This is a genomic window from Arthrobacter sp. P4_F10, assembly GCF_056401435.1.
In genome coordinates this window covers 133982-154754 of the sequence record NZ_JBFUJJ010000003.1, presented here as the reverse complement: position 1 = coordinate 154754, position 20773 = coordinate 133982, and the positions used below count along the sequence as shown (strand labels likewise).

Genomic DNA, 20773 nt, shown 5'->3' with positions numbered 1-20773 from the left:
CTTGCAATTCGAGATTATCGACGCAGGCCGAGGCGCGTCAACATCTGCGGCGGGGCACCGCGGGTCCTGCAGTCACAATCGGGCGGAAGGGCGCCACAAGCAACGCGGGCTCAGATATGGCCCATTTGAGCCGCCGCCAGATTCGGCTGCATCTGAGCCCGCGTTGCTTTTAGGCTGAGGTGAGCAGCCTGCCCCAGCGCGGGGCCAGCAGCGGTGCGCCCGCCATCCTGAGGCAATGCCACAGCGTGACGGCCACTGAGTCCAGGACAGGAACGCCCGTTTCGGCCTCGATTTCGGCGGTGATGTTGGCCCCGTAGAGGTTGGTGCAGAGGTAGATGATGGCGTCCGGCCGGGCCGCCGCCAGCTCCAGCGACCCCGGACGCATCTCCTCATCGGCCACGCGGGCGAACGACTCGTTGTCGCTCAGGCCGAGGAACCGGTGGTCCAGCGTCTTGATGCCGTCCCGTCCGTACGACGCCACGATCCGTTCGTTGACGTCCTCCGTGTACGGAGTGAACAGCCCGATGCGCTCGGTGCCGAAGGTCCGGAACGCCTCCATGTAGGCCAGGGTGGATGTGGTGGCCGGGACGCCGGTGGCGTCCGTGATGTCCTCCACGATCCGGCGGTCATGGTCGGCGCCGAGCCAGGAGCCGGAGGTGCCGTTCCAGGCGATGACGTCCACATCGGCGGTGGCGAGGAGCTCGGCGGCCGACCGCATGACGGCGGCGTCGAATTGTTTGTCCGAGGATTTGTCCAGGGCAATCCTGGTGACCGGGATCCGGGCGAAGTGGATGGTCATGTCGTCGCGGTCGCCCAGGATCCGGTAGCTCTGCGGCTCGAGGCAGGTGTTGGAGGACGGCACGATCATGCCGATGCGGGTGGGGCGGGTTGCGGAAGGCATGGGTGCTCCTAAAGGGCAGCGGGGGCGGTGACGGGGTCGGCGGCCGCCTGGTGTTCGCGGAAACCGCTGCGGGGCACGAACCGGCCCACGGGACCCGGGTCATGGAAGCCGTTGGCGTCCAGCACCACACGTCCGGCGGACACCACAACGGCGGGCCAGCCGGTGAGCGTCCTGCCGTCGAACGGTGAGAAATCCGTTCCCATGTGCAGGGCAGCGCCGTCAACGGCGCGTTCCTCGGCCGGATCGAAGATGACCAGGTCGGCGTCGTACCCGGACGCGATGGTTCCCTTGCCCGGCAGGGCGTTGATGCGGGCCGGGCCGGCGGCGAACACTTCGACGAAGTCCTCCACGCGGGCTGCCCCGGCGGCGGCGTCCATCAGGGCGGTGAACGTGACGGGCATGCGGGTTTCCACTCCAGGCAGTCCGTGCGGCATTTCGCGGATGTCATCTGCGCGCTCCCGCTTTTGCGTGAGGTCGTAGCAGGAGTGGTCCGAAGCCACCGTGTGGATGGCGCCGGCGGCAAGGCGGTCCCGCAGCGCGGCGACGGTCTCCGGGCTGCGCATCGGCGGGCAGCAGGCGAACCACTCCGGCATCACCGATCCGTAGACACTGTCATCAAGGGTGAGGTAGTGCGGGCAGGTCTCGGAGTAGGCCTCCTGGCCGTGGCTGCGGGCCTCGGCGACGAGGTCTACGGCGCCCGGCGTGGACTGGTGCACAAAGTAGACGGGGGCGTTGGTGTACTCGGCCATCGCCAGGGTCTCCTTGACCGAGATTTCCTCCGCGAGTTCCGGGCGGGTCCGGTGCAGGTGTTCAATGCTGATCCGGCCGTCGTCCGCGTGCTGCTGGGTGCAGTCGGCAATGATGGGATCGTGTTCGGCGTGGATGTAGGTGAGGCCGTCGAGCCGGACCATCTCGCGCATGACCTTCAGGATCGTGTCCCCGTCGGCCATGGTGGTGCCCCGGTTGGTGGTGTACATCTTGACCGAACGGACACCTTCGGCGGCGAGCTGTTCGAGCTGCCATGGCACGGTTTCGTCCCACTGGACCACCGAGCCGTGGAGGGCGACGTCGCAGCGGGACTCGCGTGCCAGTTCCTTCTTGTGCAGCACCGCGGCCAGCGGGGTCTCGCGGGCGTCGCGGGGGATGCCGAAGTCGATGATGGTAGTGGTGCCGCCCCAGAGGGCAGCGGTGGATGTGGTCCGGTAGTCATCCAGGGTACGGAACCGCCCGGTGACCTGGGCGACGTGGCAGTGGCCGTCCACGCCGCCGGGAATCACCAACTGGCCGGCGGCGTCGATGGTCCTGGCGGCAGCGGGGACCGGCTCCGAAGCGTCCACGAGCTGGACGATCGTTCCGCCATGCACCACGACGTGCGCGTCCTGGCGGCCGAAACTGTTGACCACGGTGCCGTTGGCAATGACAAGGTCTGGGGTGTGGGACATCGTTGTCCTCCTTCGGGGAAAAAAGCTAGTGAGATAGGGCGGACGGTGCGGGCAACTGCGTACTGCGCTGCGCCGTCGTAAGAGCGGCATCGAGGTTTTTCGAGAGTCCCTTGCGGGGCTTGACCGGTGGCGGTGCGAAGGCGCCCGCCCGGTGCCGCCCGGACTGGAGGTTGACCACCGACTGGGCCATCTGGATGCCCGCGGAGATGCCGTCCACCAAGGGGACGGGGATCTGGCCGGCAAGCTCGCGGGCAAGTCCGGCGAGCGGCGCGCCGGCGAGGATCACGACGTCGGCCCCGTCCTGGGCGACGGCCTGGCGGCTGAGGGCCAGCAGGGTCTCCTTGAAGTCCTCCTGCACGGAGCCGATGCCGTTGAGGCTCTCGTTGATGGACCGGATCGAGGCCAACCGGCCGCCGAGCCCGAATCGTTCCACGCAGTCCTGGTACCAGGGCCCGATCCGGTCGGAGATGGCGATGATGGAAAACCGGTGCCCCTGCAGGGCGGCGGCACACAAGGCCGCCTCGGTAATCCCGATGACCGGGACATCTGTCAGTTCCTTCAGCGCGGGCATGCCGGGGTCTCCGAACGCCGCGACCACGACGCCGTCGATGCTGCCGCCGGACCCGTCGCGGGTGTACTCGGCGATGATTTCGGCGACGGCACCGGCGGCGATGAGTGATTCAAAGCGGGTTTCGATGTATTCCACGCCGTACCCGGCGGTCCGGACCACGAGTTCGGTCCCGGGGGAGGCGGAGCGGAGGGCCTCCGCTTCGATCAGGGCGGTGACGTCGTCGCTGATATTGGGGTTGATGACAAGGAGTTTCATAAGTTCTTCCGATGAAGGGCGGGTTCCGTCCGGCGAAAATCCTCCGGAAACTGTTCCCGGTATTTGTCGATGTGCGACGCCGATTGGGCGGCTGCCCGGTCAGGGTCGCCGCTGGCAATCGCGGCGTAGAGGGCCCGGTGCTCCTCGATGAGCTCGGGCAGGTCGCTGACGTGGCGGAAGAGCCAGTGCATGCGGCCCTGGAGCGGTTCGAGCGCGGACTTGAGGAAGCCGTTGTCCGCGATCCGGGTGATGGCATCGTGGAATTCGCTGTTGGCGCGGTGGGCTTCCATGATGGCGCCCCTGGCCAGGCAGCGGTCTGCCTCTTCCAGCAGGCCTTCCAAGGCGCTGAGGTCCTCAGGCGTGGCGCGGGCCGCAGCCAGCCGGCAGGCCAGCACTTCGAGCGACTGGCGGACGTCGAAGAGATCCTCCACGTCTTTGGAACTGAGCGAGCTGACCTCGGCACCGCGCGCGCCGCGGTCGCTGACCAGACCTTCCTGGCGAAGCATGCGAAGGGCCTCGCGGACCGGGAGGCGGGAGACATTGAACTCGGCCGCCAGGTCGCGTTCCACCAGCCTGGTACCGGGAACGTAGTGCCCTTCAAAAATCCTGGTGCGGAGGGTGTCCCGGACAGCCTCCCGGAGGGGGCGTTCCTTGTCCTGGGTTTCTTCTGCGGTAAGCATGGTGCTCCATTCGGGTTCTTGTGGCACTGCGTTCCCGGCTCCGGGAACAAGTGTTGCGTGGCCTAGCTTAGACAGGGAGCCGCTTGTTGTAGTTCAGGGTCAGCACGGATGCGCCCATGATGATCGCGGATCCCACGAAGTACAGCAGCGCCCAGGTGTAGGAGCCGGTGGCACCGACAATCAGGCCGACCGCGATCGGGGTCACGAAGCCGGAGATGTTGCCGCTGAAGTTCATCGCGCCGCCCAKGACGCCGGCGTTGGTCCGGCCACCCAGGATCGAGGGGATGCTCCAGAAGAGGCCCACCCAGCGAAGGAAGAACATGACGACGGAAAGGAGGACCACCGCCGTCGTCGGATCTGCCACGACGGTGACACCGATGAGGCCGCCGATCACTACGACACTGGAGGTGCCCAGGAGGGTGCGCATGACCCGGTTGGCCGAGGCGCCCGATGCCCGCCATTTGTCGGCGATGGTGCCGCCGAGGATTTCGCCGACGAACCCGGCACCGAAGATCACGAACGTGGACCAGCCGATGGTCTTCAGGTCAAAGCCCTTGGCCTGGGCCAGGTAGAGCGGGCCCCAGGTGAGCAGGCCGTAGAAGACTCCGTTGAAGCCCAGCCAGCCGAAGCACATGGCCCAGAAGGAGCGGAACTTCAGGTAGGGGAGCAGGGCGCGTTTGCCCTTGCTGCCGTCGAGCTCGGCTTCGGCGTCCTCGGCGGCGTGGGAGGCCTCGATGTACTCGGCCTCGGCGTCGTTGACTCCGCGGTGCTGGCGCGGATTGTCCCGGACGTACCACCAGACGGCGAGGCCCATGAGGACGGTGGCGGCGCCGGCGATGATGAAGGCGGTCCGCCAGCTGCCCGTCGAGGCGATCAGGCCTGCGATGAGGATGCCGCCCAGCCCGGCGCCCAAGGGGGCACCGGCGTCCAGGATGGTGGCGCCGCGGCCGCGTTCCGATTTGTGCATCCAGATGGCGTTCAGCTTTCCGCCGGCCGGCATGACGCCGGCCTCGGTGACGCCGATGCCCAGGCGGGCGATGAACATGCTGAGGAAGCCGCCGGCCAGGCCGGACGCTGCCGTTGCGGCGCCCCAGCCGACGCAGGACGCGGTCATCACCTTGCGGGGGCCGAACTTGTCGATCAGCCAGCCGACGGGGATCTGCATGAGGGCGTAGGTCCAGAAGAAGGCCGAGAGCAGGAGGCCCACGAGCTCCGGGGCCATGTTGAATTCTTTCTGGATGATGGGCAGGGCGACCGAGATGGAGCCCCGGTCGATGTAGTTCACGGCCACGAGCACCAGCAGGAGGAGGAACATTTTCCAGCGGACATTGGTGCGCCGTTGCACGCGGTCCTTGGAGCCTGTGGGGTCAGCGGGCTGTAGTGCGGTTTCGGTATTTGCGGTTTCGGTATCTGGAAGAGACACAACTTCTCCTTGATAGAGAGGAAAAATGCCGGCAAGTGATGAGGGTCGATTTGTCCGCGGGCCAGGATGCGGGGTGTGGGGCGTCCTGTTCGCGGCCTGTCCAGTGGTGATAGCGGGGCTGATATCAGCGCTGATATCAGTTCGGAGATCCGATGCAGATCCTGGGAGGCCGGGGCCCGGCAAGATTACTTATTTTGGGATCCCGTTTTGGGATCCCAAAATTGAGAATAGAAGTGAGCTGGGCCACTGTCAAGGGTTGTGGGCCGGCCGGCCCGGTTCGCCGGGAAAATGTCGATTGTGACTGGCGTGGGGTTCCCGGGGCGGGCGGCGCCGGGCATGGCTGCGCCCCGCCACCCGGCAGGGGACCAGCCCGGGGCTGAAGCCGTGGCGGGTGGCGGGGCGTGAGGGTGTTTCTTAGCTGCCGCGGTAAGTGGAGTAGGCGAAGGGGCTCAGCAGGAGCGGCACGTGGTAGTGGGACTGCGTCTGGGACACAGCGAAGGTCAGTGTGACTTCGGGGAAGAAGGTCTCGGTCCCGGCGGCGGCGTAATAGGCTCCGGTGTCGAAACCCAGCCGGTACGTGCCGGAGCCCAGGCTGGCGGGACCAAGTGACGTGACGCGCCCGTCGTCATCCGTGGCCCCGGCTGCGATCCTGACCCAGCGCTCGCCGTCGAGCATGTCCAAGGTGACGGCGACGCCCGCGGCGGRCTTGCCGGAGCCGGTGTCCAGGACGTGCGTGGTGATGTGGGAAGTGCTCATGCGCCGATCAGTCCTTCGAGTCGGAGTACCGCGATTTCGCGCAGCTGCTGGCCGATAACTACTTGTTCCTCTTCGGGAGTGTGGGCGAGCCTCGTGTGGAGAGCGGCGAGGATCTCCTCCCGGCTGCGGCCTGCCGCGCGGATCAGGAATACCTGGCCGAATTTCTGTTCATAGCTCCGGTTTCCCTCGGCGATGGCTGCGGCGACAGCCGGAACCGGGGCGCCAAGAGTCGCCTGCTCCGACTGGGAGAGCCGGGCCTCCGTGCTGTTTCCTGCGGCCCGTTCGCCGATTCGGGGATGGTGGGCCAGGGCGGCCCCCACCTCCGCATTGGTGAAGGGTTCCGCCGCGCGGGCGGCGGCTTCGAGGAGGCTTCCGGTGCTGCCGAAGGGCCGGGAATCGACCATCTCCTCAATCCACCGCTCAATGTCCAGGCAGGGACGCAGTGCGGCCGCGGCCTCGGCGCGTCCGGCCGCGTTAAAGTCTTCCAACAGCATGTGCCAGATCCTTTGTGTCAATGCTGGCATCCACGGTGTAGGGCTATACGGACAAGATATTCGTATCGTGGAACTGTTATTTCAGCATATGCAAAAAATTGAACCGTACCGTGTGACGGGTGTCAACCGGACTGTCGGATCCGCGGCGAATTTCGAAAAGTGCGGCGGTATCGGACAGGCGGACTCCCGATCCGGGATGCGCTTGTCCGAAATCGCCGCGGAAAGCCGAACGGTTTCGGCCCCGCTAGCTCGACAGGAACCGCAGCAGAACCTCGTTGACCTCCGCGGCGTGGGTCCACAGCATGCCGTGCGGGGCGCCGTCGATCTCCACGTACTCGGCGTTCGGCAGCGCCTTGGCGAACTGGCGTCCCGCGACGTCGATCGGCAGGATGTTGTCCGCCGTGCCGTGCACAATCAGGGCCGGGACATCGATCTTGGGAATGTCGGCACGGAAGTCCGTGAGCCAGGTCGGCTGCGCTGCCGCCGACGCCGTGGCCCCGCCACCGGTGGCGAGGTTCCACCCGGCGTTCATGACTTCCTGGCTGAGCCGGGGGGTGCCGAGGAAGGTCTCGCTGTTGTAGAAGTTCTTGAAGAATTCCGTGAAGAAGGCGTACCGGTCTGCCGTCACGGCCTCCATCAGCCCGTCGAACACCGACTGCGGGACCCCGCCGGGGTTGTCCTCGGCCTGCAGGACGTACGGCTCGAGCGAGGCCAGGAACACGGCCTTCGCCACCCGGGCAGAGCCGTAGGTGCCGAGGTATCGGCCCACTTCGCCGGTGCCCATGGAGAAGCCCACCAGCACGGCGTCGTTCAGGTCCAGAGTGGTCAGGAGCGTATTGAGGTCCGCGGCGAAGGTGTCGTAGTCGTAGCCGTCGGTGGGCTTGCTGGACTGTCCGAAGCCGCGGCGGTCGTAGGTGATGACGCGGTAGCCAGCGCCGAGCAGCGCAGTTGTCTGCTTTTCCCAGGATGAGCCGTCCAGCGGGTAGCCATGGATAAGGACCACGGCCTGACCGGATCCGTGGTCCTCGTAGTAGAGCTCGACGTCTGTGCTGTTTTCGGTTCCAACCTTGATGTAAGCCATGCCAGCGGTCCTCCCGGTTGCGTGCGGTTCGATCTGGGGCGGTCAATATTGGGCGGTCAATATGCAGTGCAGTCAGTACGTGGGCTCCACTTTAGCGGCCGGAACCCCCTCGGCCAGGGCCTGTTCACCATCCGGAAGGAGAAACTCCTCTGCCACGGCCGCCCACTGCGGCCGGAAGGAATAGAGGCAGCCCAGCCGCAAGCGGGTCGCGGCAGCGTAGGCGTCGAACCGGGCGGGGGTGACCCGCAGTTCGTCGGCGGTGGCGATGACGTGACGGTGGGCGGTTTGGTACCTTTCGGCGGTCAGGCGGTGTTGGCGCAGGCGCAGGCGCAGGTGCACGGCAAGGTTCGCGAGGTCGGCGGCGGCCTCGGCCCGGCCGGCTTCGTCGAAGTCCAGCAGCCCCAGGGGAGCGCCGGGATCCCCGGTGAATATCTGCTTGTCGTGGAGGTCGCCGTGGGACCACACGAGTGGGTCCGGATCGGTCCGGAGCAGTTTTTGGGCGGTCTGCCCTGCGGCCACACGCACGGCGGTGCGCTCGGGCTGTGCTGCCGGAATATCCCCGGCGTGCACCAGCCACCGGTGCACGATGCGTTGCAGGTTCTCCAGTTCGACGGCGGCCGTCCGGGGCGGGAGCGCCTCAAGGGTCAGGCGGTGCTCCGGAGCCCGGGCCAGGGAATGCTGCCGGACCCAGGCCCGGGACCATTCTTGCCAGGCTTCTTCGAACACGTCATCACTGACGGCTGGGTCGTTTCCGAGCTCGAACAGGGAACGGCCGGGCAGCGCCATGATCGTGAGGCAGCCCGGGGTGCAGGAAACAATTTCCGGGGTGCGGAAGTCCCCGGCGCCGAGGAGCTCGTTCATCCGGGCGTGCCTGCCCACCGCTTCGTCGGACTGGCGGGCCCGGAAGATCTTGAGGTAGTGCTCCCCGGCCCTGACCACGGCCCGTTTGTGGGCCCGGTGCACCACCACCTCACCCAGCGGCGACGCGTGCTTCAGGGCGGGCAGACGCCGGTCGCGGCCGTCCCGCAGAAGCTCCAGCTGCCCCGCCCGGAGGTGGGCCGCCCGGACCCCTGCCCGGTCGGCGGCGGCCAGTTCCAGGACATAGTCCTCCGCGGAGTCGTCGGGCCAGGACCGGATGACCTGCCATTCGAAGTTGTCCGCATCCAGGACGGCGGCCGGGACGGGCGGGTGCCAGCCCATGTGGATCAGCTCCGGGATCCGAGGGACCGGCTGGCGGCCAGGATGGTGGATCCGAAGGACTCACGCTGCTTTACCCGGTCTTCGAGAACGCGGGTCGCCAGCAACGAGCCCGAAGGGAGCGAAGAACAGGCCAGTCGCAGCCAGCGTGCGTCCGCGTAGGCATCGAACCGATCCGGGCTGACCTGCAATTGCTCGGCGACGGCCAGCACCACCGTGTGGGCCTTCAGGTATCGCGCCGACGTCAGGTTATTGCGCCACATGCGCCGCTCCAGATGGAAATCCAGGTAGGCGAGGTCGCGGGCGGCCTCGGCCCGGGCAGTATCGTCGAAGTCCAGCAGCCCGAACGGGGACCGGCCGTCGCCGGCGATAATCTGCCGGTCGTGCAGGTCTCCGTGGGCCCATACCAGCGGGTCCGGTACCGAGCCGAGCAGGTTCGCCGTGACGTAATCTGCCATGGCGATCAAGGTGTCGCGTTGGGTGGACAGTTCCGGAACATTCGCTGTGTGGCGCAGCCATCGTTTCAACCAACGGGCCACGGCCTTCGCTTCCACTTCCGGTGAATGGACCGGCAGGGCGCCCAGAACGGTTTGTCTGCTGGCATCAGACGCCGCGCTCAGCTGGGCGAGCCACGCGCGGGACCACTCTTCCCATGCGCCGGCAAACTCCTTCTCGCCGATCGTGAAGTAGTCCTCGCCGATTTCGCCCAGCGTCGGTCCGGAGAGGGCGCTCAAAACGAGGGTGTCCGGGGAGCTCTGAAGTACCTCGGGCGCCGTAAAGGCGCCGGCGTCCAGCAGGAGGTCCGTCTGAGCGCACCGTTCGGCCGGGACTGCGGCCCTGCCGGGCCGGAAGACCTTGATGTAGCAACCCTCCGCCCGGATGATGGCCCGCGTGTACGGCCAGTGGGCAATGATTTCCCCGCGCTGTCTTTCGGTCCGAAGGGCCGGCAGCTCGGGATCGTCCTCCGGCAGGACCTCAAAGCGGCCATGGCTCAAATGTGCTCCCCGGACGCCGGGCCGTCCCGCAGTCTCGACCTCCAGCAGGTATTCTCCGGGTTCTTTATCGGGCCACGCCTTGTGGACGCGCCACGCGGTGCCGGCGTCGTCGGTGTAATTCCAAAGCGGTGGGTGCCAGATCATGCGATCAACTCCAGGGCTCGGCGGATATGCCAGCTCGTGTCGGCCGGCCAGTCGCTGGCCCGGTTCCGGAACGGGTCGACGCTGTTCAGGAACAGCCGGAACGCCGCCCAGGTCTCCACCCTGGCCTGCGATACGTGGCCGCCAGCCTCGCGGTAACCGTCGATCAGCTGGGCCGTCTTGCGGCCACCGGCCACGGGCCCGGCACCTGGGGGGTCTGCGATGTCCTCCACCGCGGCAAACGACCCAAGGTCCCTCGCCGGGTCGGAGGTCCTGACACGGTCGAAATCGATGATGCGGACGGCCGGGCCGTCCACCAGGACCTGGTCCGCCGAGAAATCGCCATGGACCAGCACTTGCGCGGGCCCGTGGGGGCCGGCGGCGCCGACGGTTGCCAGGAGCCGGCTGGTGAGCCGGGCTACCGGAGCCTCGAGCCCCGGGAGCAGGCAGGTGATCATGGACCGCGTGGCGGCGAGCTGCCGTACCAGGTCTTCCACTTCCGCCGCGGGGTCCGGCCCGGTTCCCGCGTCCATTCCATGGATCGCCGCCAGGGCTTGGCCGGCCCGGTAGGCGGCCGGGTCGTTGTCGCCGCCGCTCAGGTCTCCGTGGCCCCAGTCCGGGGAGGCGCTGATGCCGTGCGCGGCGCATTCCACGTCGGCGAGTTCGGGCAGGACCGGGATGCCGTTGCTCTCCAGCCGCTGCCGCAGGCGGAGGCCTGCGGCAGCTTCGTCAGCTTGGACAGCGGTCTTGACGACGACGGGCACCGTCGCCGAAGGGACCCTGGCAACGAGCCTGCGCTCCGGGTTGTATCTCAGCACGCTGACCGGGGGGTCCAGGAACCGCTCTGCCGCGGGGAGTGCTCCGAGCCGTCCGAGCCCGTGGTCCCGGAGCCACCGCAGGTTGGGGCGCAGCGGCCAGTCCTCCTCGATGGGGCCGACAGCCACCACGACGTCGGCGTGGGGATGATCGGGTTGGACCAGCAGGATGCCGCCGCCGCGCTTTTGCGAACTGTCCGCCCGCCGCTGCAGTTTCTCGGCGTGCTCCGGTGCTGTGGTCGATGCCCAGCCGTAGCTGCCGGCCCCGTAGCCGGCCCGGCGGAAGGCGACGAGGGCCGAGTTGTGCGGTTTGTAGCGGGTCCTGGTGATCCGGACGCTTTCGCCCAGGAGCTCGGAGAGCAGCTCGTCGTCGAGGACCCAGTTCAGGCCCGGGATCCGGGTGTCCCGGGCCGCCAGGGCACGGTCAGCTTCGCGCCGCTGCGGCTGCAGCCATTGTCCCTGCAGCCGTTGTCCCTGCAGCCTTTGTCCCTGCGGGGCGATGCTCATGACGGCACCTTGAACAGGTCACCCGGTTCTGCCGTCTGCTGCCGATGGACCCAGTCGGCGAAGCGGGAATCGGGATCTGTCAGCAATAACTGCGGCGGCCCATCTTCGAGGATTTTGCCGTCTTCGAGCCAGATCACCCGGTCGCATGATTGGGCCGAGTTGACGTCGTGGGTAATCGTGATGGAGGTCTGGCCTTGGGTGAGTGTGTCCAATGCGCTGAGGACCGAATCCCGTGAGGCCGGATCAAGCCCGGCCGTCGCCTCGTCCAGAATCACAATGGGGGCCTTGCGGAGCATGGCGCGGGCGACGGCCAGCCGTTGACGCTGGCCCCCGGAAAGATCGTTGGCCGCCTCGCCGAGGACGGTTTCGTAGCCCTGGGGCAGTGCGCGGATGAAACCGTCGGCCTGGGCAAGGGCCGCCACGGCTTCGATCTCCTCATCGGTGGCATCGAGGCGGCCGAACCTGATGTTCTCCCGGACCGAAGTTCCAAACAGCACGGAGTCCTGGAGGAGGATTGAGACATGGGCACGCACGGAAGCGATCTTCAGGGACCGCAGGTCCTCACCTCCGAGGCTGACACTCCCCTCCCAAGGGTCCACCATCCGAAGGATCATGCTGGCCAGCGTTGACTTCCCGGCCCCGGAGGGCCCCAGCACGGCGCAGTGCTGACCCGCCGGTATGGTCAGGGTGATCCCCTTGAGCACCGCGGTTCCGTCGAAGTGACCGGCCCAGACGTTGTCGAACACGATGTCCGGGTGCGGGTTCTTGAGGGCGACGGCGTGCGGTGCCTCGGGCACGTCGCTCTGGGCCTCAAGCAGGTCTGCCACCCGTTCCCCGGAGGCCGTCGCGCGGGCGATACGGCTCGTGTACCTGGCCACATCCTTGAGCGGCCTTAGCCCGGTCTTCACGTAAAACAGGAAAACGACCAGATCACCGGGGGTCATCGCATGCTGCATCACCCTCCAGCCGCCGGCAGCCAGGACTACCGCCGTTGCGATTCCCGTCAGGACGTCGGTCTTCCGTTGCAGGCTGGCGGCCAGCCGCAGCGTGGTCACACCGGAGCCAAGTGCCGCCTGATTGCTCTTGCTGAAGCCCGAGCTGATGGTGTCTTCGAGTCCATACGCCTGGACTTCGCGCATTGCTCCGAGCGTCTGCGCGGCGGTGGTGGCAAGGGCGCTTTCGCCCTTGCGTGACTTGCGGGCCGCGGTGGTAATCGATCCCGAGCTCCTGCGGGACAACAAGACGAATATCCCGATGGACACGAACGTCACCAGGGCGATCAAAGGATCGAGCCAGAGCATAATGATCATCATTGCGATCAGCGACACGGTATTCCCGATGAGCGGGAGCCCCGCCGTGACGGCCACATCCTGCAGCCGGGACACGTCCCCGACGAGCCGCTGGACAGTGTCGCCGGTGGACGCGCGGCTGTGGTGGCGCATCGACAGGCCCTGGAGGTGGCGGAAGGTACGGGCGCGCAATTCGGAGGAAATCCGGGTACCCACGAGCGCAAACGAAATCGCGGACACGTAGCTGGCCAGGGCCCTGATGAGGCTGATGACGATCACTGCGCCGGCGCAAAGGAGCAGCACCTCCGCGCTCGCCTCCACGCTGAGCGGGGACCTGCGCAGATTGGCGCCGAGTGAGTGTGAGACGGAGTCCAGGACGATCTTCACTGGCCACGGCTCAAGAAGCCGGAAGAGGATTTCCGCGGCCATGGCAATGAATCCCCAGGTGATGAGCAGCCTGTGCCCGCGCAAATGCGGGCGGACGCACCGCAAGGTCCGCCGCAGCGGTGTGGGTTCAGCCGGCGCGTGGGTGCGGGTCCTTCGCCATAGGGTCCGCCAGCTGCGGGGGTGCGCATGCCTGGAAGCGGTGGTCATTGCCTTGCCAGTCTGCGTGCAGGCGGCAGTGCCTCGGTGATCCGGGACAGCACACTGCTCCAGCTGAACCTCAGCACGGCGTCGCTGCGGGCCTCGAGCCCCAGCCTGTCCCGCAGATTCGGGTCTTCGCCGAGCCGGATAAGGGCGTCCGCGAGTGCGGCGGGGTTCCCGGGCGGGACGAGGATCCCGGTGCGGCCGTCCTGGATGATGGACGGGATCTGGCCCACGGCGCTCGCGATCACGGGCAGCGCGGCCGCCATGTACTCAAAGACCTTCAGCGGCGAGAAGTAATCGTCCTGGCCGGGCGCGTCCGGGGGATAGGGGGCGGCGGCGGCGTCGAAGTCTGCCAGGAGGCCGGGCACGGCGGCCGGCGCAACGGCGCCGGTGAACACCGTCGGCACGCCGAGGGACCCGGCGAGGCGCTCGAGGTCCTCCCGGCCGGGGCCGTCACCCACCACGTGGACGTGCCAGCGCAGGCCCGGGTCAACGGTCTGTTGGTTGGCCAGGGCCACACCGTGCAGAAGGCTGGGGACACCGTGCCAGGGCTTCAAGGTTCCGACAAACCCGACCGTGAGGTGGTCCGGATTCCGGCGGCCGGGGCGGCGGGCCGGGATCCGCTCGACGTTCACGCCGTTCGGTGCCAGCACGGTCCTCGCGGTCGGCACCCGCGCCCGCACCCAGCGCACCACAGGATCCGAGACGCACGCAACGACGTCGGCCGTTGCGGCGTTGCGGCGGAACACCGTCTCAGCTTTTTTCACATCCAGCAACTGACGGTACCGCTGCTGCTCCTCGATGAGCGGGGCATTGACCTCAAGTACTGACGGCACATCCAGGATGCGGGCCACCACGGATAGTGCCGGGCTGAACAGCGAATAGCGCTCGTAGAACAGCCCGCAGCCGTTGCGAAGGACCTCGTCCGCCAGGCCCAGCGCGGCGTCCTGGACCGCCCGTTCCCGCGCGGGGCCGGGGACGGATTCCGGCTTGACTTCGACGACGTCGAGATCGGCAAGATCCTTGGGCCGCTCGGTGCCGAGCCGGGTGCAGTAGACCGTGACGGCGGCGCCGGTCCCGCGCCACGCCCGGACGATTTCCTGGACGTGCACGGAGGAACCCTTGGTGCCGAAAACAGGCACGCCCGGGTCGGCGCAGAGGTAGGCAACGCGTGTCATGCGACTCTCCTTTCGGAACGGGAGAGGGACCTCAGGAGTTCGGCCTGGCGGTGGACGTCGTAGTCCTCCTCGATCAGGGCGCGCGCATTGCGCGACACGGCGACCCTGTCTTTGGCGGGGGAGCTGAGCGTGCGGATGCCGCGGGCCAGGGCGTGCGGGCTGCCCGGCCGGACCAGGACTCCGGTGGAGCCGTTCCGGACCACCTCGGGGATTCCGGTGACGGACGTGCTGACGCAGGGGACGCCCGTGGCCATGGCCTCGAGCAACACCGTGGGCATGCCGTCCGCGTTGCCGTCGGCGCCGATCACGCAGGGCGCCACGAAGATATCGGCGGCGTGGAGCAGTTCGTGGATCTGGTCCTGGGTCTGGGGGCCGAGGAGGCGGACGTGCTCGCGTAGCCGGAGCTGATCGATGCTGGCCTCCAGCTCCTCGGCCATGATCCCGGTCCCGGCGATCCGGAGGTCCATTTTGACCCCCTGGTCCAGCAGTTCGGCGGCCGCGGGCAGCAGGTGCTGGAAGCCTTTCTTCTCTACCAGGCGACCGACGGCGGCGATCCGCAGGGTGGCTCCGAGCGGGCGGGGCTCCCGGTACGGGAAGCGCTCCAGCTCCAGGCCGTTACGCACCAGATGGAGCCTGGACGTCGAGTCCGGGAAGCGGCGGCGCAGGTAGCGCATGTTGTACTGGCTGATGGTCACGGCGTGGTGGGCCTGCTCCAGCTTGATCCGCAGATCCTCGTTTTGGACCGATTCATGGAAGATATCCACCGCGTGGGCGGTGAACGAGAACGGGATTCCGGTGATGAGGGACGCCAGCCGGGCCACGGTGGTGGCGCCCGAGGCGAAGTGGACGTGCATGTGCTGGATGTTCCGGGCCTGGAAGGCGGTGGCCAGATTGATGGCCTGGACGGCGTCGTCTGCCGTGGCGGCGGCGAGTTCGCCCAAATTCCGGCCGACGGCGGCCGTGAGCCCGGCCGCCTCGGCCATCCGGAGGCTCTCCCACAGGGCCACAGTCTTGATGGGTCGGTCAATGTACGTCACCGGTGCCTGGACCCGGGCGAGTTCAGGGTGGAACCGGGGGTCGTTGGTGGGCCGGAGGGAGAAGATCTCGATCCGGTCCCCCGCCGCCTCGCGGGCAAGGATCTCAGAAACGATGAACGTTTCGGAGAAACGCGGATACATCTTCAGGACGTACGCCGTCCCCGGTTCAAACGGCGACACGGCTGTCACCACCCTTCGCGCGCGTTCCGGCAACGCTTTCGTTCGCCTGGAACTGATCGGCACTGACCTGATCGGCGCTGAACTGATCGGAATCGGCCAGCGGCTGCAGCAGCTCGGCGGCCAGCTGCGGAACCCGGATCAAGCCGTCCAGCACCGCGCGGCGCCGGTCCACAGTGGTGCCGAGCCGGGCGGCAAGCCAGCCGGCAAGGATCTCGGGCGTCAGCGTGCCAATGTCGTGTTGCTCCAGGTACCCGGCCGCGGCCAGGGACGCGGCCCGGATCTGCTGCTCGGCGCGCGACTGAGTGCGTGGCACGATCAGCGCGGGGACAGGGGTGCTCATGATCTCGCACACCGTGTTGTAGCCGCCCATAGCGACGACGGCGGCGGCGTGCCGGATGTGGAACACGATGTCATCGACTGCGGACACCACTTTGACGCCGGGACGGGCGTGCTGGCGGAGGTCGTTGAGCTGCTCGGCGGGCATCTGCGGTCCGGCGACCAGTAAGTGTCCCAGCCCGTCCGGAACCGGCGCGGCGACGGCGATGCGGGCCAGGGCATAGCCGTCCGAGCCCCCGCCGACCGTCGTCATGAAATACCGGCCGGGCATGCAGCTGGTGCCGGAAACCGAAGGGCGCCCCTCGGCGAGGTAGCCCGTGTACCGGATGAGCTTTCGGAGGGCGAACGGTATCTCGCCGCAGGCCACGGGATCGTGGACGGCGGGATCGCCGTAGACCCAGATGGCATCGAACAGGGCCTTGACCACGCGGGGCCCGCCCAGCCTGGCCCATTCGCTGAGGGCAGCGGCGGGCGAGTCAAGGACCTCGCGGAGGCCGAGGACCACGCGCACGGGCCCGGCGGTGCGTGCGCGCCGCAAGGCTATTTCGAGTTCGCCGTGGACGCCGGTGGCGTGCCGGTCCACCACCACCAGATGGGGGGCGAAGCCGGCCAGCGTTGCCTGCAGCAGGCTGGCCCGCAACGGCACGAGCTCATGCATGGGCAACGCCAGGTTCCGGGGCAGGTAGCCCGCGGACCCCTTGGCCACGCCGGGAAGAAGCACCCAGTCCCAGCCCTCGGGCAACCGGAACGCCGGGGCCAGTGCGGTGCCGGTGATGAGGATTCCGGTGACGGGGCGGCCGATCAGCCCGGGAAGCTGATTGTTCAGAGCATGGGCCAGTGCCAGATTCCGACGCACATGTCCCAGGCCCACTGAATCATGTGAGTACAGCACTATCCGCATTGGCTCCACTGCAAATCCTCCCCCGCCCCCGGTGCCCCGGATATGGCTGCGATCGCAACTGTGTCCGGTGCCGGCGCTGTCTGATGGTAGTTATCAGCCTGCGCCCCGAGAGTGAGGGCGGGATGAGGAGAAGATTAAGGATTTCTCATCCAACGCCGTGCCTAAGCGGCCCCGCGCTTAGGCGCGGGCCAAGGTTGGATGCGGGCGTGAGCCAGCCGGCGGGCCAAATCCGACGCGGACGCCGGTGGACCAGCTCAGACGCGGACGCTGGCGGACTGCAAGGGGATCCCGATCAGGAACGTGGCCCCGTGGCCGTATTCGGATTCCACGGTGGCCACGCCCCCGTGCGCCTGGGCGATGGCCGAGACGATTGCGAGGCCCAGTCCCGAACCTTCCTCGCCGCGGCCCGTGTGCGCCCGGCCGAACCGTTCGAAGATCCGTTCCTGATCCTCGGCTGCGATGCCGATCCCGTCGTCGCGCACCCACAGCAGGAGGGTGTCCTGTGGGGGCAGCGAAGTGCCGTCGTCCGCCGTCGGGTGCTCAATCCGGGAGCCGAGCGCGATCGTGGAGGACTGCCCGGTGTACTTGACGGCGTTGGCGGCGAGCTGGACCAGGGCCTGGGTGAGGCGCTGCGGATCCGCCTCCACCACGTAGTCGGCCCTTTCATCGATCTGCCAGTTTCGGTCGGCCAGGACATGTACTTTCTCCATGACTTGGTCCAGGAACTCCGGGATCCGGACGGGTTCACGCCGGATGAACCCGGGGTCGCCCGAGTTGGCGAGCAGCAGGAGATCGTCCACCAGGCGCTGCATCCGGTCCACCTCGTCCAGCAGCACGTCCCTCGTGGCAATGACATCGTCAGGATCATCCACCGTCACCAGCTCGAGGTGCCCACGGAGAATGGTCAGCGGGGTCCGCAGCTCATGGCCGGCGTCGTCCAGGAACTGCTGCTGTTGCTGGGCGCCCTCATCCAGCCTTTCCAGCATGGTGTTGAAGGTCTTGGCAAGCAGGGTGACGTCGTCCTCGCCCTTGCGGACCTCCACCCGCTGCGTGAGGTCCTCCGGGCCCACCGCCCTGGAAGTCTCGCGCATACGGCGGAGAGGGTCGAGCAACCGCCCGGCAACGACGCCGCCGATCACCGCGGCAGCCGAAAGCATGCCGAGGGCCACCAGCGAATATGTCCGGACCGAGCTTGCGTTGTGTTCTTCCTGGTCGCCCGCGTCCCGGCCGACCAGGAAGAACGTCCCTGGGGCGCCCTTCATGGGCACCACCACAGCCCTGAGCGGGCGGCCGTCCGAGTTCAGCTCGCCGAAGGACACGCCGAACGGGTTCCGGAGATGGGCGGCGTCGGCAAACATCGTGCTGTCCAGGAGGTCTCGGTCCCCGCTGCCCTCAACGGTCCATGCCACCCGTCCGTCCACGATCCCGGCCATGACCTCGTTGCTGCGCGGTTCGATATCCTCGGCGGCCTCGTGAAGCGCGCTGATGTACGTCCTGTTGGCGTAGTCCCCGGACGTTTTCTTTTTGGTCTGGACGATCTTGACCACGGAGTTGGCCTTGTCCAGCACCGCCTGGTCGATCCTGGCATCGGACTCCTGGAACTGGACCACGAACGTGACCAGCCCCGCGGTGACCAGCCCGGCGAGCATCATGCCCAGCATCGCGGCCACCACGCGGAATCGCACCGAGTGGATCTTTGCGCCCCAGCCGGACGGGTCCTGGGATTCCGTCGAAGGGGAGACAGCCGCCTGGCCGTCCCCGCCGGGGTGTTCATCCACAGTGGCCACTTCCCTTCCTGTGACGATCAGCTGGCCTTGCAGCGTTTTGCAGTGTTCTGCCTAGCTCAGGCGGTACCCGGCGCCGCGGGTGGTGAGGATGCGCTCGGCGCCGAGTTTCATCCGCAATTGGCGCACGTACACGTCCACCACATTGGACGTGCCGTCGAAGTCGTAGCCCCAGACGTGGCTGAGCAGTTGCTGCCGGCTCAGGACCTGCCCAGGGTGGAGCAGGAACATTTCCACCAAGGCGAATTCGCGGGCGGAGAGCTCCACCATCCGGCCGTCGACGCTGACCGTGCGGGTGAGCAGGTTCAACTCCAGGGGCCCGTAGCGCATAACGCTTCCCGCCAGCACATCGCCGGTGTCCCCCTTGCGTATCCGCGCCCGGATGCGGGCCACGAGTTCCTCAAAATGGAACGGCTTGACGATGTAATCGTCCGCGCCGCCCTCCAGCGCCGCGACGGTGTCGGTGGACGAGCTGCGGGCTGTGAGGACAATGACCGGGATGCCCACCTGGCCTCGGCGCAGTGCCGCGAGGACGGCGTAACCATCCAGGCGGGGGAGTCCAATGTCGAGGAGCAGGAGATCGAATTCGCCGCTGGACGCGTAGTCCACGGCCGAGACGCCGTCGGCGACGACGGTGGGCGCGTAGCCGGCTGCGCGCAGGCCCTTTTCGATGAAGCGGGAGATGCGTTCTTCGTCTTCTGCAATGAGGATGCGGATCAAGGTTACTCCCTGGAAAAAGCCCGGATCCGGGAGGTCCCCCCTGGGCCGCGCGTCGGCGCGGGCCTTATTCGCGGGATCCTGGCCTGCCCCAATACTGCGGCGTCTCGTGCACACGAGCCGGAGAATATCCGAAGCCCCAGCAGCCTCGATCTGCCCGGAATGCGGGCGGGGTCCGGGCCCCATAGTGCGGGGCCCGCGGGTTGGTCGGCGCGTTTCCGGTCAGGGCGGCGCGTCGGGCCGTGCGGGACCGGAGGCCCCGGCGTCGGCGGGACGGCCGGTTCGTAATTCAAAAGGAATCAACATCTGGTGCTCCTCCAGGGGACGCCCAGCATCGTGGAGTTCCGTCGGGCAGCTGCGGCTGAGACTATTCCCGCTTCTTTCATCCTGCCCCCGTAATGGAGCGTGCGCCACCTTTGAGGGGTCGATTTTCAGCCTATTAACAGCTCACACGCAACATCACGCCAAGTCTGTCGTGTTAGCGCCCGAACAGGGCGCCGGTGACCTGGTGAGTCAGGTCGTGGATGAGGTCCAGACGGTTCGCGCTGTCGGCGTCGTCCGGGCCCCACGTGTAGATGACCACCGCGTAGGAGCGGTCCCCGGCGCTGAGCAGCGCGGCGTCGTGGACGTAGCCCTGCACCACACCGTACTTGTGGTGGACCGTGATGCCGGGGGAGAGCGCCGCCGGGATGAGTTCCTCGTCATTGGTGTGCTGCATGTAGCCGAGCAGCTCCGCGGTGTGATCCGGGTTGAGCAGCTTGCCCGTGGCGAGCTGCTGGAGGAGCAGGACCATGTCCGTCGGGGCGATGAGGTTTTTCTCGGGATCGTAGGTGATGCCGAGGGTTGCGGCGTAGGCGGTGAGGTTGGAGTAGCCGATATCCCGCATCAGCAGCAGCCACGAGTCGTCGCTGCTGGTGTTGATCATGGCCTTGAGCTGGAACGCGGCATTGAACGAGCCCAGGGGAGCATCGAGTGACTTTTCGCCGGTCTCCACGAGGTGGTAGTAGGCGGCGGCGGTCAGGACCTTCGCGGTGCTCGCCGCCGTGTACGGTGCCACGTCGCCGTAGCTTTGCAGCTGGCCGTCGCGGGTGTCCATCACGGCGACGCCGATCCTGTGATCGGGGTGTTCGCCGATGATCCGCTGGATCTCGGCGGGGAGGTCGACGACGGCGGGCGGCGGGGTGGCCGGGGCAGCGGCGGACGGGCTCGGCGCCTGCTGGTGGGCGACGGTCAGGAAATCTCCTTCCGTTGACGGGACGGTGCGGATGGAGCCGAGAACCACGACGGCGGCCAGCACCAGCGCGGCGGCGGCCCAGACCAGGACCATGTTCCTGCGGTGGGTGGGAGCGGCCGGCCGGGGGCCCGGAATCGTCATGTGCGTGGGCCTTCCGGACTCGACTGGGGTGACGCCTCCGACGTTAGGCCGGGCCGGGGGCGAAGTCCACGGAGCGCGCGGGGCGCGGCCAAAGTCGGACGAAACTCCCGCATCCTGGTCCACTACGCTG

The 20773-nt window shown here is 67.5% G+C and carries 18 protein-coding genes; all 18 read right to left on the bottom strand.

The window, feature by feature from the left end:
- Positions 1-169: 169 nt before the first annotated feature.
- The 18 genes from AC1DR1_RS05570 to AC1DR1_RS05485 all read right to left on the bottom strand — a co-directional run bounded on the left by AC1DR1_RS05570 (position 170) and on the right by AC1DR1_RS05485 (position 20643).
- Positions 170-901, bottom strand: coding sequence for a maleate cis-trans isomerase family protein (locus AC1DR1_RS05570; protein WP_476992297.1), 732 nt, complete (start codon positions 899-901; stop codon positions 170-172).
- Positions 902-909: 8 nt separating this feature from the next.
- Positions 910-2343 (bottom strand): amidohydrolase family protein, encoded by a 1434-nt coding sequence (locus AC1DR1_RS05565; protein ID WP_229995376.1) that lies wholly within the window; start codon positions 2341-2343, stop codon positions 910-912.
- 25 nt (positions 2344-2368) lie between these two features.
- Positions 2369-3169 carry an aspartate/glutamate racemase family protein gene (locus AC1DR1_RS05560; protein WP_476992296.1) on the bottom strand — a complete coding sequence of 267 codons (801 nt, stop codon included), beginning with the start codon at positions 3167-3169 and terminating at the stop codon, positions 2369-2371.
- Positions 3166-3849 carry a GntR family transcriptional regulator gene (locus AC1DR1_RS05555; RefSeq protein WP_476967075.1) on the bottom strand — a complete coding sequence of 228 codons (684 nt, stop codon included), beginning with the start codon at positions 3847-3849 and terminating at the stop codon, positions 3166-3168. The genes AC1DR1_RS05560 and AC1DR1_RS05555 overlap by 4 nt, the downstream gene beginning before the upstream one ends.
- A gap of 67 nt (positions 3850-3916) precedes the next feature.
- Positions 3917-5272 carry an MFS transporter gene (locus AC1DR1_RS05550; protein WP_476992295.1) on the bottom strand — a complete coding sequence of 452 codons (1356 nt, stop codon included), beginning with the start codon at positions 5270-5272 and terminating at the stop codon, positions 3917-3919.
- Between the two features lie 414 nt (positions 5273-5686).
- Positions 5687-6028, bottom strand: a complete 342-nt coding sequence (gene uraH, locus AC1DR1_RS05545; RefSeq protein WP_476992294.1) for a hydroxyisourate hydrolase — start codon at positions 6026-6028, stop codon at positions 5687-5689.
- On the bottom strand, positions 6025-6522 hold the full coding sequence (uraD, locus tag AC1DR1_RS05540; protein WP_364744280.1) for a 2-oxo-4-hydroxy-4-carboxy-5-ureidoimidazoline decarboxylase: 498 nt from the start codon (positions 6520-6522) through the stop codon (positions 6025-6027). Before uraD ends, uraH begins: the two co-directional genes overlap by 4 nt.
- A gap of 244 nt (positions 6523-6766) precedes the next feature.
- Positions 6767-7603: an alpha/beta fold hydrolase gene (locus AC1DR1_RS05535; RefSeq protein ID WP_229995382.1), complete on the bottom strand. Its 837-nt coding sequence runs from the start codon at positions 7601-7603 to the stop codon at positions 6767-6769.
- A 72-nt stretch (positions 7604-7675) separates the two neighbouring features.
- On the bottom strand, positions 7676-8803 hold the full coding sequence (locus tag AC1DR1_RS05530) for a phosphotransferase (RefSeq protein ID WP_229995383.1): 1128 nt from the start codon (positions 8801-8803) through the stop codon (positions 7676-7678).
- A gap of 5 nt (positions 8804-8808) precedes the next feature.
- A complete protein-coding gene (locus AC1DR1_RS05525) occupies positions 8809-9939 on the bottom strand; it encodes a phosphotransferase (protein WP_229995384.1) in 1131 nt (376 codons plus the stop codon).
- Complete coding sequence (locus AC1DR1_RS05520; protein ID WP_229995385.1) at positions 9936-11258, bottom strand: phosphotransferase family protein; 1323 nt, start codon at positions 11256-11258, stop codon at positions 9936-9938. The genes AC1DR1_RS05525 and AC1DR1_RS05520 overlap by 4 nt, the downstream gene beginning before the upstream one ends.
- Positions 11255-13141 (bottom strand): ABC transporter ATP-binding protein, encoded by a 1887-nt coding sequence (locus AC1DR1_RS05515; RefSeq protein ID WP_229995386.1) that lies wholly within the window; start codon positions 13139-13141, stop codon positions 11255-11257. The genes AC1DR1_RS05520 and AC1DR1_RS05515 overlap by 4 nt, the downstream gene beginning before the upstream one ends.
- Positions 13138-14313 (bottom strand): glycosyltransferase family 4 protein, encoded by a 1176-nt coding sequence (locus AC1DR1_RS05510; protein ID WP_229995387.1) that lies wholly within the window; start codon positions 14311-14313, stop codon positions 13138-13140. Before AC1DR1_RS05510 ends, AC1DR1_RS05515 begins: the two co-directional genes overlap by 4 nt.
- On the bottom strand, positions 14310-15530 hold the full coding sequence (locus tag AC1DR1_RS05505; RefSeq protein WP_229995388.1) for a glycosyltransferase: 1221 nt from the start codon (positions 15528-15530) through the stop codon (positions 14310-14312). The genes AC1DR1_RS05510 and AC1DR1_RS05505 overlap by 4 nt, the downstream gene beginning before the upstream one ends.
- Positions 15517-16767 (bottom strand): glycosyltransferase family protein, encoded by a 1251-nt coding sequence (locus AC1DR1_RS05500; protein ID WP_476992330.1) that lies wholly within the window; start codon positions 16765-16767, stop codon positions 15517-15519. The genes AC1DR1_RS05505 and AC1DR1_RS05500 overlap by 14 nt, the downstream gene beginning before the upstream one ends.
- A 254-nt stretch (positions 16768-17021) precedes the next feature.
- Positions 17022-18554 (bottom strand): sensor histidine kinase, encoded by a 1533-nt coding sequence (locus tag AC1DR1_RS05495; protein WP_476992293.1) that lies wholly within the window; start codon positions 18552-18554, stop codon positions 17022-17024.
- Between the two features lie 51 nt (positions 18555-18605).
- Positions 18606-19271 carry a response regulator transcription factor gene (locus AC1DR1_RS05490; protein WP_229995391.1) on the bottom strand — a complete coding sequence of 222 codons (666 nt, stop codon included), beginning with the start codon at positions 19269-19271 and terminating at the stop codon, positions 18606-18608.
- 475 nt (positions 19272-19746) lie between these two features.
- A complete protein-coding gene (locus AC1DR1_RS05485) occupies positions 19747-20643 on the bottom strand; it encodes a serine hydrolase (RefSeq protein WP_476992292.1) in 897 nt (298 codons plus the stop codon).
- Positions 20644-20773 lie beyond the last annotated feature (130 nt).

What these genes read in the sequence shown, in the direction of transcription:
- AC1DR1_RS05530 (WP_229995383.1), bottom strand. Translation starts at nt 8,803, where the DNA reads ATGGGCTGGCACCCGCCCGTCCCGGCCGCCGTCCTGGATGCGGACAAC.
- AC1DR1_RS05515 (WP_229995386.1), bottom strand. Translation starts at nt 13,141, where the DNA reads ATGACCACCGCTTCCAGGCATGCGCACCCCCGCAGCTGGCGGACCCTA.
- AC1DR1_RS05565 (WP_229995376.1), bottom strand. Translation starts at nt 2,343, where the DNA reads ATGTCCCACACCCCAGACCTTGTCATTGCCAACGGCACCGTGGTCAAC.
- AC1DR1_RS05500 (WP_476992330.1), bottom strand. Translation starts at nt 16,767, where the DNA reads ATGCGGATAGTGCTGTACTCACATGATTCAGTGGGCCTGGGACATGTG.
- AC1DR1_RS05560 (WP_476992296.1), bottom strand. Translation starts at nt 3,169, where the DNA reads ATGAAACTCCTTGTCATCAACCCCAATATCAGCGACGACGTCACCGCC.
- AC1DR1_RS05525 (WP_229995384.1), bottom strand. Translation starts at nt 9,939, where the DNA reads ATGATCTGGCACCCACCGCTTTGGAATTACACCGACGACGCCGGCACC.
- uraD (WP_364744280.1), bottom strand. Translation starts at nt 6,522, where the DNA reads ATGCTGTTGGAAGACTTTAACGCGGCCGGACGCGCCGAGGCCGCGGCC.
- AC1DR1_RS05555 (WP_476967075.1), bottom strand. Translation starts at nt 3,849, where the DNA reads ATGCTTACCGCAGAAGAAACCCAGGACAAGGAACGCCCCCTCCGGGAG.
- AC1DR1_RS05570 (WP_476992297.1), bottom strand. Translation starts at nt 901, where the DNA reads ATGCCTTCCGCAACCCGCCCCACCCGCATCGGCATGATCGTGCCGTCC.
- AC1DR1_RS05510 (WP_229995387.1), bottom strand. Translation starts at nt 14,313, where the DNA reads ATGACACGCGTTGCCTACCTCTGCGCCGACCCGGGCGTGCCTGTTTTC.
- AC1DR1_RS05520 (WP_229995385.1), bottom strand. Translation starts at nt 11,258, where the DNA reads ATGAGCATCGCCCCGCAGGGACAAAGGCTGCAGGGACAACGGCTGCAG.
- AC1DR1_RS05535 (WP_229995382.1), bottom strand. Translation starts at nt 7,603, where the DNA reads ATGGCTTACATCAAGGTTGGAACCGAAAACAGCACAGACGTCGAGCTC.
- AC1DR1_RS05485 (WP_476992292.1), bottom strand. Translation starts at nt 20,643, where the DNA reads ATGACGATTCCGGGCCCCCGGCCGGCCGCTCCCACCCACCGCAGGAAC.